Below are 16,013 nucleotides of genomic sequence, written 5' to 3' on the forward strand. Positions count from 1 at the left end.
GGGTATTTTTCCGCCTACGTAACCGCCAAACCACCACGAAGGTGCCCTTCGTGGTGGTTTTTCGTTCTGAGCCAAGGAGATTCATGTTCAACATTGTGCTGTATGCGCCCGAGATTCCGGCCAATACGGGCAATATCGGCCGCACCTGCGTGGTTACCGGCACCCGTCTGCATCTGGTGGAGCCGCTGGGGTTTTCGCTCGACGACAAGACGGTGCGTCGTGCCGGACTGGGCTACTGGCAAAACTTGGACGTGACGACCTATGCCGGCTGGGAGGATTTCCTTGCGCGCAACGGCCTCTCCCCTGCCGACGAGCGCCTGCATCTGCTGACCAAAAAGGCGCGCAGAACCTATGCGCAGAGTACCTACCGCGATGGTGACTACTTGGTCTTTGGCAGCGAGAGCTCGGGCATTCCCGAGGAGCTGCTCGCCGCGGCGCCCGAGCGCTGCGAGCGCATCCCGATGCTGCGCGATTGTGACTCACTCGATAACGCCGAGGCATGGGAAGCCCACGAGGAATCACTCGGGCATACCGAGGACAGCCACGAGGCCATCCTTCAACAGGACATCTGCGGCAACTTCGTCAACCCGGACGACTACCGCATCAGTGCACTCAACCTCTCCAACAGCGCCGCCATCGTCCTCTACGAGGCCCTGCGCCAAACAGGCTTTCCGGGAATGTAACAAAGGGACAGTCCCTTTATCACATTCGGTTATAGGTAGCGACCGGTAATGCTCTTGGAGCAAGCGACGATATCCGCCGGCGTGCCGGCGCAGACGATTTGCCCGCCGGCGTCGCCACCGCCCGGGCCCATGTCGATCACGTAATCGGCGTTACGGATAAGGTCGAGGTCGTGCTCGATCACGATAACCGTGGCGCCCTTGGCAACAAGGCCGTCGAACACACTCAACAACACCTGAACATCGAGCGGATGCAGGCCGATCGTGGGCTCGTCAAATACGAACACGGCATCATCCTGCACACGGCCCATCTCGCTCGCGAGCTTAAGACGCTGGGCCTCGCCGCCCGAGAGTGCCGGTGTGGGCTCACCCAAGGTGAGATAGCCCAAGCCCAGGTCGTGTAAGGTCTGCAAGCGCGCCTGAACCTTCTTGAGTCCCACCGTGGCGTCGAGCGCCTCATCCACACTCATATCCATGAGCTGCGGCAACGTCAGCAAGCTCCCGTCCTTGCCCTCGCGATGGATACGCGAAGCCGCATCCGCATAACGCGAACCGCGACATGCCGGGCAGACGATCTCGACATCGGGCAAAAACTGTACATCGAGCGATATCGAGCCCGTTCCATCGCACGTAGGGCAGCGCAAGGCGCCGGTGTTGTAGCTAAAGGCGCCCGCCTTGTAGCCGGCTGCCTTGGCTTCGGGTGTACGGGCGAAGGCGCGTCGCAGCTCATCATGGATGTCGGCATAGGTCGCTACCGTCGAGCGCACGTTGGCACCGATGGGCGTGGCGTCAATCAGGTTGGCACGTGCAATGTCCTCGGCATCGACCCAACGCACGTGCCCCGGCAGACGCTCGCCAGCTGCCCGAGCCTTGAGCGCCGGGATGAGCGTCTCGAGCACCAACGTCGTCTTGCCCGAACCCGAAACACCCGTCACCGCGACGAGACGACCGCGCGGGATATCGACTTCGAGCGGCTTGACGGTATGGATGGTATCGGTCGCCATGCGGATATGGCCCTGGTCGAACATTTCGTCGTCAGTCACCTGTGGGCGCAAGCGCTTGGGCTCGGCGCGCAAAAACGGAGCGATGCGGCTGTCCCGCGATTGCTCGACCTCGTCTACCGTACCAGCAGCGATCACATTGCCGCCGCCTGCTCCGGCAACGGGACCCATCTCGACCAGATAGTCGGCATCCGCCAGTACGCGCGTATCGTGGTCGACAACAACCACGGTGTTGCCGTCATCCACCAGATCGCGCATCACGCCCACCAAGCCGTCGACATTGGCAGGATGCAAGCCAATCGAGGGCTCGTCCAGCACATAAAGCACACCCGTCGACCGGTTGCGCACCACGCGGGCGAGCTGCACACGCTGGCGCTCACCCGTGGAGAGCGTGGCACCGGCGCGATCGAGTGAAAGGTAATCGAGACCCAGGTCGACCAGACGACGGGCCGCGCTCAAAAACGAATCGCAGATATCCGTCGCCATGGGCCGCATCTCGGGCGGCAAGGATGCGGGCACTCCGCGCACCCACTCAATCGCCTCGCCCAGCGTCATGGCTGCGGCCTGCGCCAGATTGATACCGCGCACCTGGGGCTGGCGCGCAGCCTCGGAGAGACGCGTGCCACCACAGTCACGGCATGGACCCTCGCGCAAAAAGCGCGCAACGCGTTTGAGGCCCTTGTCGTCCTTAACCTTGGCGAGCGCATTCTCAACGGTATAGACGGCGTTGTAATAGGTAAAGTCGAGCGGCGTGGCGCCCTCGCCGTTTTTGGGAACGTAGAGAATGTGCTTCTTAACCGCCGGGCCGTGGAACACGATATCGCGCTCTTGAGGTGTGAGTTGGCTAAACGGCACGTCGGTGCGTACGCCCATCTCGCCTGCCACCTGCTTCATCAGATCCCACATGAGCGTACCCCAGGGAAGGACTGCGCCCTCGTTGATGGTCTTTGACTCATCTGGCACCAGGCTCGCCTCGTCCACCTCGCGCATGACACCGGTGCCGCCACAGGTGGGGCATGCGCCGCCGCTATTGAAAGCCAAATCCTCGGCACTCGGCGCGTAGAACTCGCGGCCGCATGTCGGACACGTGAGCGACAGGCTCGCAGCTACGTTAAGGCTCGGCTCCACACGCGCCCCGCAATGCGGGCACACGTGATGGGCGCAACGGCTAAAGAGCAGACGCAGGCTGTTGTTGAGCTCGGTCATGGTACCAAAGGTCGAGCGCACGCCCGGCACGCTGGGGCGCTGATGCAATGCGAGCGCCGCCGGCACGTGCAGCACCTCGTCCACCTGGGCGTGCTCGGCCTGCGTCAGGCGACGTCGAGTATAGGTGCTGAGTGCTTCCAAGTAGCGACGCGAGCCCTCGGCATAAAGAACCCCCAGCGCCAGCGAACTCTTGCCCGAACCCGACACGCCGGCAATGCCCACGAGCTTTCCCAGCGGAATATCGATATCGATGTCCTTAAGGTTATGGACACGTGCGCCACGTACCTCGATAGCCTGCGGGCTCATCTTCTGTTCCGTCACCTTTATCACCCTACTCATGCCATAAAACGCGGTCGCGGATGTACTCGCCCAGCATGGGCACGGTAAACCGGACGAGGCCGTATCCGGCAGCCTCGATGACGCGCTCGCGAATCAGGCTTGCGCGATATTTACTCGCCCAGCTCTGAGTACGGTCGCAACGCTCAATGATGTCCGCCATGCGCGTCGGCTTGCCCTCGTCAACCGCCATGGCCTCGATAAAGAGGCGCTGTGGACTGCGCAGCCCGTAATACAGGGGCGCGTCGACCGCTTCGTAGAACTCGGAGACGGCATCCGTATGGCCAGCCTCGACATCGCACCTTTCGATGACCTGCGAGCCACGCCGGACGGCAGAGCGCCACATGTAATATCCCACCAGCTGAACCATATAGGGATGCCCCATGCTCTTGCGCGCCGCAAGGTCCGCCGTCCCCGCGTCCACGTAAAGACCAGCGTCCTTGACCGTCTGGATATACGAATCGCGCACCTTGGGCAAGGATATCGCCCCCAACGTACGCTGCTGGGCACGCCGTAAAAACGTTACGCTCGGCTCTTCGAGCAGATCGTCAACCATACTGGGTAAGCCGGCGAACACCAGCGCAAGGCCGCGCTGCTCGCTATCGGGCAAGCCCGTAGCATCCTGGTCTCCGAGCACCTGCTGATAGAGAACGGCAAGAGCCGCCAGTTCCTCGATAGACGCCGATTGCGCCTCGTCAATCGCAAACAGTATGCCCTTGCCTGGACCGAGCTTCTTGAGGCGCTCGTTGACCAGCCCTCGCAACGTTTCGCCCTTTGCCCGCGCCGCCTCGACCGACATCCGGCCAAACGACGGACCGAACTCCATTGACGTCACAACGGGCTTATTCGAGCGAAGCGCGTCGGCCAATCGGTCGCATAAGCCAAGCGAAGCGGAATCGGAGACAACCGCCCATCCGCGCTCATTGGCTAGACGTTGCAGCTCCCGCAGGAGAACCGTCTTGCCGCAGCCGCGATTTCCCGTAATGAGCATGAGCCTACCCGGCGCTCCGGCGCCGTTATCGAGCCCTTCCTCAAAATCCTCGATGACCGACTCGCGACCGATGAGTATCGGAGGCCGCTTGCCAGCCGTGGGCTTAAAGGGATTTGGATTCATGTCGGCCTCCTCAGATTGGCAAACCCTGGTAACAGTTATACCAACTTATACCGAGTTATACCAACAGGATGCGGCAAAGAGACTGACCCTCTATCACCTATGGCCGAAAAACTCGGCGTCCGCCGCTCGCCAGGGGCGGAAGGTGGTGGGATCGACCTTTACATGAGCTGCGGCGGGTACGTCGTACCATTTGACCGTGTAGCCGGTGCCGTGAGAGCAAAAGACCGAGTCGGGCGTGTTGGGCAGATCGGCCTCGGGCTCATAGGCGGCCGTCTCGATTACGCACTCGGCATCATGGCAAGGCGCATAGCCGGCGAACTCCAGGTACAGATGCCCACGACCACTCGTGTAGGCAGCCACCTCCAGCGCGTAATCCTGCACCTCAGATGCCGGCACGCGACCCACAAGCTTCGCCCGGTCTCCCGCCATCGTCGGCGGCTCGTACTCGGCACCCATGCGCGTGACATCCGAGAGCGCCCGGCCCACGCACTCCCCCGGCACCTCGAGCTCAAAGCGATACCACGGCTCCAACAGCACCGCCGCGCCGGCCTCACGCGCCTGCATGAGCCCCTGGCGAATCGCGCGGTACGTGGCCTGGCGAAAATCGCCGCCCTCGGTGTGTTTGGCATGCGCGCGGCCACCCGTGAGCGTAATGCGCACATCGGTGATGGGCGAGCCGGTCAGCGCACCCAGATGATCGCGCTCCATGGCGTTGGTGAGCGCCAGACGCTGCCAGTTAAGATCGAGCTCGTCGGTCGAGGTCACGGTGCCAAACTGCACGCCCGAGCCCGCCGGCAACGGCTCCAGGCGCAGATGCACCTCGGCATAGTGGCGCAGTGGCTCAAAGTGGCCCACGCCCTCGACCGGCTGCGAAATAGTCTCCTTATAGAGAATGCCGCCAGACTCAAACGCAACCGAAAGGCCAAAGCGATCGGCAAGCACGCGCTGCACGACCTCGAGCTGCACGGCGCCCATCAACTGCAAATGAATCTGCTCCAGATGCGTATTCCAGCTTACGCCGAGCATAGGATCTTCATCCGCCAGCTCAGTCAGTGCTTTGAACACCGTATGGACATCGTGCTCGTTCGGCAGCACCGTATAGGTGAGGACCGGCGCAATGACAGGCGCATCGCCCGCGGGCTCCGCACCCAGGGCGTCCCCTGGGCGAACGTGCGCAAGACCCGTCACGGCACAAATACCGCCAGCGGCAACTTCTTGGGCAAGCTCATACTTCTCGCCGTTATAGATGCGCACCTGGTCGATCTTTTGCTCCCAAGTGGAGGCGCCAGAGCATCCCTCGACAACTTGCTTTGCACGCAGTACACCGCCCGTCACCTTGACCCAGGCAAGACGCTCGCCACGGTCTCCACGACTCACACGGTAGACACGCGCGGCGAACTCCTGGGGCCATGTTCGCTCGCGCATCAGCGCACATATGCCGTCGAGCAGCTCTGCCACACCCTGGTCCTTGAGCGCCGACCCCGCAAAGCAGGGAAACAATTTGCGCTCGGCAACCATGCGCGACAGCGTTGCGACGGAAAGCTCACCCGCCTCAAGAAACTCCTCGAGCGCTGTCTCATCCAACGCGGCAGCGTCCTCCTGAACGGCGCCGCCCGCCAGCAGTTCGTTGGCGTCCAGGCAGCCTTCGGAAAGACGCTGCCCGAGCTGCGCCAGCAGTGTATCGCGGCCGGGATTCTCCAAATCGATTTTGTTGATAAAGATGAACGTCGGGATGTCATAGCGCGCAAGCAGGCGCCACAGGGTTTCGGTATGTCCCTGCACGCCATCGTTGGCACCCACAACCAAAATCGCGTAGTCCAGCGCGCGCAACGTGCGCTCCGCCTCGGCAGAAAAATCGACATGCCCCGGCGCATCCACGAGCATGACGTGGGTATCGCCATGGTCGAGCACGGCCTGCGACGAGAAAATCGTGATGCCACGCTCGCGCTCGATCGCGTCAGTGTCCAGGTGCGAATCGCCATCGTCAACGCGACCGCGTTTGCGAATGCGACCCGCGTTGAACAGCATGGCCTCGGCCAGCGTGGTCTTGCCGGCATCGACATGCGCCAAGATTCCAACGACCGCTTGCTTCGACATGGCTCTCCTCTTATTACAAGCCCATCGCACGCGGCAACGGGCACTCACGCTCCACACTGGATGATACAATTTACGGGCCGGCGGGCGAAGCGGGCCCTATCCCCCGACCGAGCTCATCGCCCCGCGTTGCCGCGCGGCGATTTTCGTAGGTTCGCGCCTTGCGAAAGCCGGCTTTAAATCAGCGCAGCGAACGAAAATAGCCCCACCCGGGGCCATTTTCGTTCGTGCAAATTGTTGATACGCGTCCCCGCTCTTATGCCTCGCGCAGCCAATCGAACGCGACACGCGCCGTGCCGTCGGACACATAGACGATACCAGCGCGCTCAAAGCCGGCCTTTATGATGGCACCCTGCATGGGCAGGTTGTCTTGATGCGTGTCGATACGCAGGTGATCGGCGCGCTCCTTGGCAAAGGCAAACATCGCGGCCGCGATACCGTGCACGGTGCCGTCGGACGCCACACGGTGCAGCACGGCGTACGGAGTGTCGCTGCGCCATTGCCCGTCCTCAATTACGTCATAGCACTCGTCCGGACCCGGCAAAAAGGCAAACGTCGCCACCACACGGCCGTCGACTTCGCACACATAGCTGCCACCGGCGGCGATATCGGCAGCCAGCTTATCGGCAGAAGGCGTGCCCTCGGGCCACTGCGTAGCGTTGCCATGCGCGCGCATAAAGGCGCGGGCCGCGTCATAGATAGCCATGACGGCGGGAATGTCGGTATCGAGGGTTTTTCTGATCATCACGCGGCGACCTCACGTTTATTGGTATCACTTTGATTGGGCAATGATACCAGCGTTTGGAGAGGGGCACGAAGCAGATGGGGAGCAAAAAGCGAGCCGCCTGGTCAAAGGCCAAAAGCGAGTTTTTGAGCGCTGCCACGGGCGGCGATATGAGCGACCTGTTTGCGCGCGAGGACGAGCGCCGCGACGCCCTGGACGCCGAGCGCGATGAGGCCTGGCGCTACAAGTCGTGCGAACGCAAAAACCGTTACGACACGCGCGCCGAGGCCGAGGCCGTTATGGCCGACTGCGAAAACCGCGGGCGGCGCGGTTTGGCCTGCTACAAATGCGAATACTGCGGCGGATGGCACCTGACATCGCACCCATGGAAATAGGCGCCGCATCGGCACGGCACTGACGGAGCGCCAACCATCGCACGCAAGCTACGGGCGCGGCGGCACCAAAACATCGTAACGAACGGCCTTGCCCGCAAGCTGATAGCTCGGCTTAACGCCGGCAAGCAACGGGCCCTTCACCGGCCGTTTGATAACGACCTTGCGCGGATGCACAGCAAGCGCTGCCTGGACCAGCGACTCCTCATCGGCACACGGCTGCTCCAAATGGTGCAAGAGTTGAAACTTCTTTTTCACCGCCGCGCTCTTGGCGCGCTCGGGAAACATGGGGTCCAGATACACCACGTCGGGGGCGGCAAACTCGCCCCGCCCGATCAACTCAGCTACATGGCGAAGACCGGCAATGCTGTCCTCGCCCGCATGAAGGCGCATGCGCGACACGGCAACCGCAAGCGCCGGATCATCTGCCGCGCGATCCAAGGCATCCTTGAGGAGCGCCGCAATCACGCAATCCTGCTCATACAGATCGACGGTAAAGCCCGCGGCCGCCAACAGCAGCGAATCCTCGCCAAAGCCTGCTGTGGCATCGATTGCCCACGGTTGCTCGGCACCTTTTATGCGTGCAGCCTTTACCAACAGCTCTTGCTGCAGACGGCCCTGCTTGAGCCGTGGAAGCATGCGGCCAAAATCGGCACGCAGCTCCATCGTGCCGTCGGTGAGCGTGAGGCCCTCGGACTTCCCGGTCAGTTCAAGCCCCGCGGCCCGAGCAACAGAAAAGGGATCGACGACGCCCATGGGTACTCCTTAGCAAGCAAAACGAATACGTGAGCGCCGTTTATGCCAGCACCCAACCGTCCGCTATTGTCCCACATGCGACATGGCCCACAGCATCGCAATGCAAAGCACCGCCATCAATCCCGTGCACACGGCAGCGATCACAGAATCGCCCATGCGCCTTCCCAACGACCGCGGCTCACGCACTTGCCCTGTTCCGTACATCATGGCTCCTCCTTGAGACCAGCTCCTTGTTACGGCCTCATCATCGCAGCGCCGCACATGGGCTGCCATCGATTTGGCTTACGTCCAGCTTTCCTTTTTGAAAGGTTGGGCCGTACAGGCAAGAGACGCTTTCAAACGCATGCATCGTCCCGTTGAACTACAATGTGCTTCACGATATGTGCCGTAACCTGGGCGCGACAGATTCTCCGCGCCCGCATCGAAAGGACCAGCTATGAGCGCTGCTCGCAAGACACTCAAAATCCTTGCCCTGATTTATTTTGTTCTGGGCATCGCCAGCCTCGTCATCGGAATCACCGGCATCGCGACCGGCAACCTCGATTCCACGTACGGGTCGAACGCCATGCTCGCCGCGGTCGTGCTGGTCGCCAAGGGCCTCATCGATCTCGCCGCGGGCGTTGCGGGCATCAAGGGCGCCAACAAGCCTTCGCAGGTGGATGGCGCGTTTAAGCTCGGCATCGTCGCCGCAATCGCCACGCTCGTCCAGGCCGCGCTCACGCTTCCCGCGCTCGGCGGCAGCTCCGTCAATATCGTCGCCTTTGTCATCGTGGTGTACGATCTGTTCTTTGTTCAGCAGGCGCACGCCGTTAAGGCCGAGAACAAGGACCGCCTGTAAGCGCTCGCTTCTCATAACCTCTGCAGCCAAGCAGCTAAAAAGGGCCGATCGCGCATCTCCGCGGTCGGCCCTTTACGTTTGCCCAGATAAAACCTACCAAAATAAACCTGTCCCTTTTTGGCAGGTTGTTAGCTGTGGCGGTACTCGGCGATGATGAAGTCGATATCGGTCTGGAGCGTGTCCAAGTTTGCCAGGCGCTCTTTGTCGGCGGGGCGCGTGCGGTAGTAGTAGGGCGTCATCTGAAACACCGCCTCGATGTCGGCCTGCGTCTGAAGCGTAATATTCGCAGATACCCGCTGCGTTCCGACTAACTCGAGCTCGGTGGTCTTCGGCAGCTTCTCATCGTTAAGGTACGGTGTGTCGTAGAGCACCTCCTTGAGCCCAAACAGATGGCGAGCACCCGGCACCACGGTATAGAGTGAGCCCTCTGGCGCCAGCACGCGGGCAAACTCGCGCTCGTTAAAGGGAGCGAAGAGCTCGGTCACCATATCGAAGGCGCCATCGGCCACGGGAATGTCCTTCATGTTGGCTACGAAGTAGGTCGCATCGCCGCGCTTGGCGGCCAGGCGCACCATCTCTTTGCCCAGGTCAAAGCCGTAAGCATCCACGCCCGGCACCGCGCCCATGGCGCTCGTGTAATACCCCTCGCCGCAGCAAATATCGAGCAGCGTCATGGGGCCGTTCGCAGATGCTGCACGCCCAGACACCCGCTCGCGCACGAGCTCGACCATCGCATCGCGCAACGGCGCATAGTAACCACGGTTCAAAAAGTCACGACGGCTGCGTGCCTGCGACTTGGGATCACCCATGGAGTCGCCGCTCTTGGACGAGCGCAGTAGATATAGATAGCCCTCGCGAGCACGGTCAAACCGGTGTCCGCCCGCGCATGCAGCACCGCGCTCATTGTCCACCAAAGGCTCATGGCAAACGGGACACAACAACATGGCAACTCCTTAGCGCGAACAACACAACGCCCACCATTGTCGCACGCCTTCCCCACCTAGTCATTGGGGACGTTCTTAAATGACTAGTCGTTTAAGAACGTCCCCAATGACTAGTCGATTAGGAGTATCATCGTCTGCGCAAATGAGCACGAAAGAGCATGTTAGAGATTGAGAGCGTATGGCTGACACCGTATCTAAGCACATTGACATGACCACCGGCTCGCTGTGGCGCAATATTCCCCTGTTCGCCTTCCCCGTGGCCGCCACGAGCATCTTGGAGCAGCTGTCGAACCTCATCGCCACGGTCATTATCGGCAACTTCACGGGCGACCAGGGAACCCTCGCCATGGCGGCGGTCGGCTCCAATGTTCCGCTTACCAGCCTTATGCTCAACCTGTTTATTGGCATGTCGCTTGGCTCCAACGTGGTCATCGCCAACGCTATCGGCCGCGACGATCAGAGCATGGTCAAACGCGCCGTCCATACCTCGATTTTAATGGCGCTCGTGGGCTTTATCGTCATCGCGCTGGGCGAGATCTTTGCCGAGCCCATGCTCGCCGCCCTCAACGTTCCCGCCGAAACCATGCCGCTCGCTTCGCTCTACCTGCGCGTCTTTTTGCTGAGCATGCCCTCGATCTTGCTCTACAACTTTGAGGCTGCGATCTTCCGCTCCGTCGGCATCACCCGCATGCCGCTGCAGGCGCTTGCCGTGTCCACCGTCCTCAACATTGGCCTGGACCTCATCTTTGTCCCCGTACTCCACTGGGGTGTCGCGGGCGTCGCCATCGCCACCGCCATCGCCTACACCGTCAGCGCCGCCACACTCTTTATCCGCCTGCTCAAGACCGACTCCGTCGTCCGCGTCACCCCACGCGACCTGGCTATCGACCCCGTCGCCCTCAAGCGCATCGTCAAGATCGGCCTGCCGGCCGGCATCCAAAGCGCCGTCTTTGCCGTAGCCAACATCATCATCCAGTCCGCCATCAACAGCCTGGGCACCGAGGTCATGGCGGCATCGAGCGCCGCCATGAGCTTGGAGTACGTATGCTACAACCTGCTCAACAGCTTTAGCCAGGCGTGCACCACCTTTGTGGGACAAAACCACGGTGCCCGCCAGATCGACCGCTGCACCAAAACGCTCAAGGTCTGCCTGGTCGAAGGCGGTATCGTCGCGCTCACCACGATCATCGTTATTGTCGGCCTGGGGCGCGAGATCTTGTCGCTGTTCAACAGCGATCCCAACATCGTCTCGATCGGCTATATCCGCGTGTGCTCGATCTTCCCGGCGTACGCCTTTAGCATGTTCTACGAAAACATGTCCGGCTACCTGCGCGGCTTTGGTATCTCGCTCGCGCCCGCCCTCATCACCATGATCTGCGTCTGCGGCATCCGCTTCTATTGGGTGTTCTGCGTGTTCCCGCACTTCCGCACCTTTGCGAACATCATGATGGTCTACCCCATCAGCCTGGGCACCACGGCGTTCTTTATGGTCGTGGCGGTGCTACTCTGCCACCCGGCACGCACCTATCGCGCCACCCAAGCCAAAGCGACAGCCCGCTAAACACCGCACCCAACGCTACGCCAGTCATTAATTGACAATATGCGAGCTCATATAGTCGATAAAGCGCCTCGTGGCGATAGGCATGGTGTCCCAGCTGCGCCAGGCCGCCACCACGTCGCGCGAGGGGGCATGCACGATGGGCCGCACACGAATATCGGCTCGCATGCCCTCCACAGTACGACGGTAGAGCATGCTCACGCCTAGGCCCTCCTCCACCATCGCCATGATGGTGTAGTCGTCAGTGACCTCGCTCGTCACGTGCGGCGACAGCCCATGCGCCGCAAACGCATCGAGCACTAGGCTCTGTTCGCCCTCATCCAGCAGCACAAACGGCTCGGACGCCAGGTCGGCGAGTGTCACCTTTTCCTTTGCCGTCAGCGGATGCGCGACAGGCAACAGCGCCACCAGCTCGTCGTGATAGACCACGCGCTTCTCGAGCCCCGCGGTAAACCCGCGTGCCGTAAAGCAAAAATCCACTACGCCGTCGTGCACCCATTGAGCGTTGCGCGTGTAATCGCCCTGCTTGAGGGTAAAACGTACGCCCGGGTGCAAGGCCCCAAAGTCGCGGATCACACGCGGCAACACGGTTCGACTCACGTTGGTAAACGTCGCGATGCGAATATCAGTCGACGAAAGTCCCAGCAGCTCCTGGCGCTTGCCCTCGAGCTCGGCCTCGGCGGTCACAATCTGGCGCAGGTACGGCAGATATTGTTTACCGTCGCGCGTAAGCGAAACACCCTGCTTACCGCGCTCGATAAGCGTGGTGCCCAGCTCGCGCTCGAGCGCCTTGACGGCCTGGCTCACCGCGCTTTGCGTATAGCCAAGCTCATCGGCCGCGCCCTTAAGACTGCCGCGATCGACCACCATACAAACAATCTGATACCGCGATGCCATTGTGCCTCCCCATCAATGCAGACGTAAAACGTTTTGCCAGGGCTTTTTCTGCCAACATTAGCATTTCTTAATCATACTGAAGATACATTCGCTTTACTACATCCACATCTGGGAGCAGAATCCTTTTTACGAAACCGTTCTGTAACAAAAGGAGCCCCATGGATCGCAAAAAAGCAATCGCGCTCTCATTTTCCGTTCCCGTCGCATGGGGCTTTTCGTATCCCCTCATGAAGATCGGCATGGACAGCATGAACGCCACGAGCATCGTTGCGCTGCGCTGCATCATCGCCTTTGCGGCCTGCCTGCTGCTCTTCCACAAGCGCGCTTTCCGCATCAATCGCGACCTTATGGTCCGCGCCGCTATCATCGGCGCCATCATGGCAACCGAGCTCACCTGCATGTGCCTGGGCTCCAGCCTCACCTCTGCCTCCACTGCCGGCTTTTTGCAGAGCCTGACGGTCGTGATCGTGCCGTTTGCCAACGCCGCCCTGCTGCGTCGTGCCCCCGAGCGCAAGGTGCTCGTCGGCACGGCTATCGTCACCTGCGGCATGCTGCTGCTCTCGGGCGCCGACTTCACCAGCCTGAACCCGGGCGCGCTCATCATGCTGCTCTCCGCCTTTATCTATGCCAGCCACATTATCGTGGCCAAGCGCTTTGTCGAAGAAGTCGATCCGCTTGCTCTGGGCGTTTGGCAGCTGGGCTTCGGCGGCTTGTTCTCGGGCATCGCTGCATTCACCTTTGGCGGCTTCACGCTTCCCGGCACGCCCAGCGAAATCGTCGTTGTCGTCGCGCTCGCACTCATCTGCTCCGCCTACGGCTTTATCACTCAGACACTCGTACAGCCCCACGTGCCCGCCGAGACCACCGGCTTCGCCTTCTCGCTCGAGCCGGTCTGCTCCGCCGTCTTCTCGTTCTTCCTGGTCGGCGAGGTTCTGAGCCCCATCACCTTCTTTGGCGCCGCACTCATCCTAACCGGCGTCATGGTGGCAACCGTCGAGCTTCCGCGCCTCCGCGCACATGAACAGGCTCGCATGGCAGGAGCGCCCGAGCACGTCTCGTAGACCCCGCTCTTCATACAGCCGCGGCATAAAGGCAACCGGTGCGCCTTTACAATAGATGTAAACAGAGCATCTGACGTAAAGGAGCCCCATGGACGCCGCGACCCGCGACCGCAACATAGCAACTTGGTTGGGCGATGCGCCGCAGCCGGTACGTGACACTACGAACCGGCTGCTCGAGCGCATCGCCTTTTTGCGTGCCGAGCAGACCATCTACCCGGCACAAGACGACATCCTCAATGCCCTCGCCTACACGCCGGCCGACCAGGTCAAGGTTGTCATCTTGGGTCAAGACCCCTATCACGGACCCAACCAGGCCATGGGGCTGTCGTTTTCGGTCCCCGCGACGCAAACCAAGTTGCCGCCGAGCCTGCGCAACATCTATAAGGAACTCAAAGCCGATTTGGGTTGCCCCATTCCCGCCACAGGAGACCTAACACCATGGGCACAGCAGGGCGTCCTGCTCCTCAACACTACGCTCACCGTGCGCGAGCATGCCGCCAACTCGCACGCCAAACTAGGCTGGAGCACCCTGACCGACTACGTTATCGAACGCTGCTGTCAGCTGCCCCAACCGGTCGTCTTTTTGGCATGGGGCCGCTTTGCCCAACAGATGGTCGAAGGCAAGCTCGCCGCGACCGGCGCGGGCAAGGCAACCGGCAAGTTCTGCCTGGCGTCCACGCACCCCTCGCCACTTTCGGCCAACCGTGCCACGGCAGAACTCCCCGCTTTTATGGGGTCGCGCCCCTTCTCGGCAGCCAATCGGCTACTCGAACAGCACGGCTCGACCCCCGTCAACTGGATTTGCCTCGGCTAAAAATCGACACATCAAAAACGCGCCCGACGGCTTTCCATCGGACGCGTTTCCTATTCGGGCCAAATAAATTGTGTGCGGCCGGCCTCGCCGCCATCGATCAGCAGGCTCTGCCCGGTCATAAACCGGTTGGTCACGCCCACAAAGTAGATCCACTCGGCAATCTCTTGGGCAGTGGCCCAGCGCCTAAGCGGCGTGAGCTCCATAATCTGGCTCCACAGGTGTTCGTCTTCCATCACGCAACGGTTGAGCGGCGTGATAACGCCGCCCGGGTCCACACTGTTGGCGATGGCCTGCGGTGCCAGCCGGTTTGCAAGGTTCTTGGTGTAGGCGATAATGCCGCCCTTGCTGGCAGCATAGGCGGGAAACTCCGATCCCGTATGCCCGCTCGCCGACCCCACATTGACCACGGATTTAATAGCCGGCGCCGGCTTGGCGGCAAGCCCCTCCCCCACAAAGGCGTAGCGCTCGGTCACGTTGATGGTGCCACACAGGTTGGCGGCGATGTCGTCGGCCGAATCCTGCGTACCGGCAACATTCACGATTACCTGGGGTTCAAGGTCGCTTGGAAACGAGTCCGGCTCGCGGACATCAACGATCAGATGGCGGTAGCGCTCGTGTTCGATCGCCGCCGGCAGCAGATCAAAGCCCACGACCTCGTGGCCCTCGTCCAAAAAGCGCTGCACGCACGCGGCTCCGATACCACCCGAAGCGCCCGTGATCAAAACCCGCATACTTGCTCCTTAGGCGGTTGCGTGGCGCTCGAGGTACTCGGAGCCCACATTCTCGCGCTCCCAGCCGCGCACGACCTTGTAGCCCACGGGGCTCAGGAAAACCTCGCACAGCAGCTCGGCAACAGCGCCGGTCAGCGAGCACATAAGGACCTGCACCCAGGTCCAACCAAAGAACGTGTGGCTCACCACAATGGCAAAGACCAAGTTGTCGATAAACTGGCCAACACCCGTGGACACATAGGAGCGGAAGGCGAAGCTCGCAAAGTTATTCTTTTTGAGCATACGACCGAGCGACTGGTTGAGCGTGGAGTTAACCACGGCAGAAACGAGCATTGCCAGCGAAGAGCCCAGCACCACGTACCAGGTGCCGCCGATGGTGGCGTTAAGGGCGGTGTTGACCTCGATCATGCCGGTGTCGTAGTAGGCGCCCCACATACCGGGCGTGAGCGAGCATGCCCAAAAGCACAGGCTCACGGCCAGGTTAACCAGCAGCGCGAGGATAGAGATTTTGATGGATGCCTTGGCGCCAAAGCGCTTGCAGATCATGTCCTGGCACAAAAACGAAACCCAGCTCACCACAAAGCCACAGTCGAGCGCCAGATACGGCAGGCTGATAAGCTCCTTGTTGGCCAGCAGGTTCATCATGATGACACTCACGAAAAACAGCGAAACCGTTGCCGCGGGAATGCTCCGCAACAGGACCTTGTAGTCCTCCATGACCTTCTTGATCATTATGTACTCCTTTGGTTTTAGGTTTAACGAGCAGGATATCGGACCCGAACTGCTCGGACGCCCCGGTCTTGAGACGACGGTGGGTATGATAGCCGCTCGCGCGGCATAAGGCAAACAAACGGCGCGGCAGCCCCA

General features: G+C 61.1%; 15 protein-coding genes. 6 read left to right on the forward strand and 9 right to left on the reverse strand.

Translation table 11 applies throughout. The annotated features are described in order from the left end of the window. Nucleotides 1-83 precede the first annotated feature (83 nt). Nucleotides 84-683, forward strand: coding sequence for a tRNA (cytidine(34)-2'-O)-methyltransferase (locus AAA021_RS06155; protein ID WP_349088445.1), 600 nt, complete (start codon nucleotides 84-86; stop codon nucleotides 681-683). 29 nt (nucleotides 684-712) lie between these two features. Here AAA021_RS06155 and AAA021_RS06160 read toward each other — a convergent pair whose 3' ends face one another. From AAA021_RS06160 to AAA021_RS06175, 4 genes are all read right to left on the reverse strand, one after another. Further along, nucleotides 713-3,208 carry an excinuclease ABC subunit UvrA gene (locus tag AAA021_RS06160; RefSeq protein WP_349088446.1) on the reverse strand — a complete coding sequence of 832 codons (2,496 nt, stop codon included), beginning with the start codon at nucleotides 3,206-3,208 and terminating at the stop codon, nucleotides 713-715. A 10-nt stretch (nucleotides 3,209-3,218) separates the two neighbouring features. Further along, nucleotides 3,219-4,337: an ATP-binding protein gene (locus AAA021_RS06165; protein WP_349088447.1), complete on the reverse strand. Its 1,119-nt coding sequence runs from the start codon at nucleotides 4,335-4,337 to the stop codon at nucleotides 3,219-3,221. A 93-nt stretch (nucleotides 4,338-4,430) separates the two neighbouring features. After that, nucleotides 4,431-6,434 carry a translation factor GTPase family protein gene (locus AAA021_RS06170; RefSeq protein ID WP_349088449.1) on the reverse strand — a complete coding sequence of 668 codons (2,004 nt, stop codon included), beginning with the start codon at nucleotides 6,432-6,434 and terminating at the stop codon, nucleotides 4,431-4,433. Nucleotides 6,435-6,687: 253 nt separating this feature from the next. Beyond that, entirely contained in the window at nucleotides 6,688-7,176 is a 489-nt protein-coding gene (locus AAA021_RS06175) for an N-acetyltransferase (RefSeq protein ID WP_349088451.1), read from the reverse strand. A 77-nt stretch (nucleotides 7,177-7,253) separates the two neighbouring features. On the opposite strand from AAA021_RS06175, the gene AAA021_RS06180 reads away from it, so the two are divergent. Next, on the forward strand, nucleotides 7,254-7,550 hold the full coding sequence (locus tag AAA021_RS06180) for a hypothetical protein (protein WP_118081365.1): 297 nt from the start codon (nucleotides 7,254-7,256) through the stop codon (nucleotides 7,548-7,550). A 48-nt stretch (nucleotides 7,551-7,598) separates the two neighbouring features. Here the strand turns inward: AAA021_RS06180 and AAA021_RS06185 are convergent, their stop codons facing one another. Further along, the gene (locus AAA021_RS06185) at nucleotides 7,599-8,303 is read right to left on the reverse strand and encodes a class I SAM-dependent methyltransferase (RefSeq protein ID WP_349088453.1); all 705 of its coding nucleotides are present in this window, start codon (nucleotides 8,301-8,303) and stop codon (nucleotides 7,599-7,601) included. Nucleotides 8,304-8,739: 436 nt separating this feature from the next. On the opposite strand from AAA021_RS06185, the gene AAA021_RS06190 reads away from it, so the two are divergent. Then, nucleotides 8,740-9,141 (forward strand): hypothetical protein, encoded by a 402-nt coding sequence (locus AAA021_RS06190; RefSeq protein WP_349088455.1) that lies wholly within the window; start codon nucleotides 8,740-8,742, stop codon nucleotides 9,139-9,141. A gap of 128 nt (nucleotides 9,142-9,269) precedes the next feature. On the opposite strand, the gene AAA021_RS06195 is transcribed toward AAA021_RS06190, so the two are convergent. After that, a complete protein-coding gene (locus AAA021_RS06195) occupies nucleotides 9,270-10,085 on the reverse strand; it encodes a putative RNA methyltransferase (RefSeq protein WP_349088456.1) in 816 nt (271 codons plus the stop codon). Nucleotides 10,086-10,263: 178 nt separating this feature from the next. Here AAA021_RS06195 and AAA021_RS06200 point away from each other — a divergent pair, with 178 nt between their 5' ends. Further along, nucleotides 10,264-11,646 carry an MATE family efflux transporter gene (locus AAA021_RS06200; protein ID WP_349088457.1) on the forward strand — a complete coding sequence of 461 codons (1,383 nt, stop codon included), beginning with the start codon at nucleotides 10,264-10,266 and terminating at the stop codon, nucleotides 11,644-11,646. A 27-nt stretch (nucleotides 11,647-11,673) separates the two neighbouring features. Here the strand turns inward: AAA021_RS06200 and AAA021_RS06205 are convergent, their stop codons facing one another. Then, complete coding sequence (locus tag AAA021_RS06205; protein ID WP_349088458.1) at nucleotides 11,674-12,540, reverse strand: LysR family transcriptional regulator; 867 nt, start codon at nucleotides 12,538-12,540, stop codon at nucleotides 11,674-11,676. Nucleotides 12,541-12,698: 158 nt separating this feature from the next. Here AAA021_RS06205 and AAA021_RS06210 point away from each other — a divergent pair, with 158 nt between their 5' ends. Continuing rightward, entirely contained in the window at nucleotides 12,699-13,601 is a 903-nt protein-coding gene (locus tag AAA021_RS06210) for a DMT family transporter (RefSeq protein ID WP_349088459.1), read from the forward strand. Between the two features lie 88 nt (nucleotides 13,602-13,689). Continuing rightward, nucleotides 13,690-14,415: a uracil-DNA glycosylase gene (locus AAA021_RS06215; RefSeq protein ID WP_349088460.1), complete on the forward strand. Its 726-nt coding sequence runs from the start codon at nucleotides 13,690-13,692 to the stop codon at nucleotides 14,413-14,415. Nucleotides 14,416-14,465: 50 nt separating this feature from the next. Here AAA021_RS06215 and AAA021_RS06220 read toward each other — a convergent pair whose 3' ends face one another. After that, nucleotides 14,466-15,146, reverse strand: coding sequence for an SDR family oxidoreductase (locus AAA021_RS06220; RefSeq protein ID WP_349088461.1), 681 nt, complete (start codon nucleotides 15,144-15,146; stop codon nucleotides 14,466-14,468). 9 nt (nucleotides 15,147-15,155) lie between these two features. Beyond that, complete coding sequence (locus AAA021_RS06225) at nucleotides 15,156-15,878, reverse strand: VUT family protein (RefSeq protein WP_022093974.1); 723 nt, start codon at nucleotides 15,876-15,878, stop codon at nucleotides 15,156-15,158. Nucleotides 15,879-16,013: the final 135 nt, after the last annotated feature.

It is taken from the genome of Collinsella sp. CLA-JM-H32 (genome assembly GCF_040098165.1).
Taxonomy (GTDB): Bacteria; Actinomycetota; Coriobacteriia; order Coriobacteriales; family Coriobacteriaceae; genus Collinsella.

Excerpts from the sequence above, each read along its gene's own strand:
- AAA021_RS06210 (WP_349088459.1), top strand. The coding sequence starts at position 12,699 with ATGGATCGCAAAAAAGCAATCGCGCTCTCATTTTCCGTTCCCGTCGCA.
- AAA021_RS06155 (WP_349088445.1), top strand. The coding sequence starts at position 84 with ATGTTCAACATTGTGCTGTATGCGCCCGAGATTCCGGCCAATACGGGC.
- AAA021_RS06215 (WP_349088460.1), top strand. The coding sequence starts at position 13,690 with ATGGACGCCGCGACCCGCGACCGCAACATAGCAACTTGGTTGGGCGAT.
- AAA021_RS06180 (WP_118081365.1), top strand. The coding sequence starts at position 7,254 with ATGGGGAGCAAAAAGCGAGCCGCCTGGTCAAAGGCCAAAAGCGAGTTT.
- AAA021_RS06200 (WP_349088457.1), top strand. The coding sequence starts at position 10,264 with ATGGCTGACACCGTATCTAAGCACATTGACATGACCACCGGCTCGCTG.
- AAA021_RS06220 (WP_349088461.1), bottom strand. The coding sequence starts at position 15,146 with ATGCGGGTTTTGATCACGGGCGCTTCGGGTGGTATCGGAGCCGCGTGC.
- AAA021_RS06225 (WP_022093974.1), bottom strand. The coding sequence starts at position 15,878 with ATGATCAAGAAGGTCATGGAGGACTACAAGGTCCTGTTGCGGAGCATT.
- AAA021_RS06195 (WP_349088456.1), bottom strand. The coding sequence starts at position 10,085 with ATGTTGTTGTGTCCCGTTTGCCATGAGCCTTTGGTGGACAATGAGCGC.
- AAA021_RS06205 (WP_349088458.1), bottom strand. The coding sequence starts at position 12,540 with ATGGCATCGCGGTATCAGATTGTTTGTATGGTGGTCGATCGCGGCAGT.
- AAA021_RS06170 (WP_349088449.1), bottom strand. The coding sequence starts at position 6,434 with ATGTCGAAGCAAGCGGTCGTTGGAATCTTGGCGCATGTCGATGCCGGC.
- AAA021_RS06175 (WP_349088451.1), bottom strand. The coding sequence starts at position 7,176 with ATGATCAGAAAAACCCTCGATACCGACATTCCCGCCGTCATGGCTATC.
- AAA021_RS06165 (WP_349088447.1), bottom strand. The coding sequence starts at position 4,337 with ATGAATCCAAATCCCTTTAAGCCCACGGCTGGCAAGCGGCCTCCGATA.
- AAA021_RS06185 (WP_349088453.1), bottom strand. The coding sequence starts at position 8,303 with ATGGGCGTCGTCGATCCCTTTTCTGTTGCTCGGGCCGCGGGGCTTGAA.
- AAA021_RS06190 (WP_349088455.1), top strand. The coding sequence starts at position 8,740 with ATGAGCGCTGCTCGCAAGACACTCAAAATCCTTGCCCTGATTTATTTT.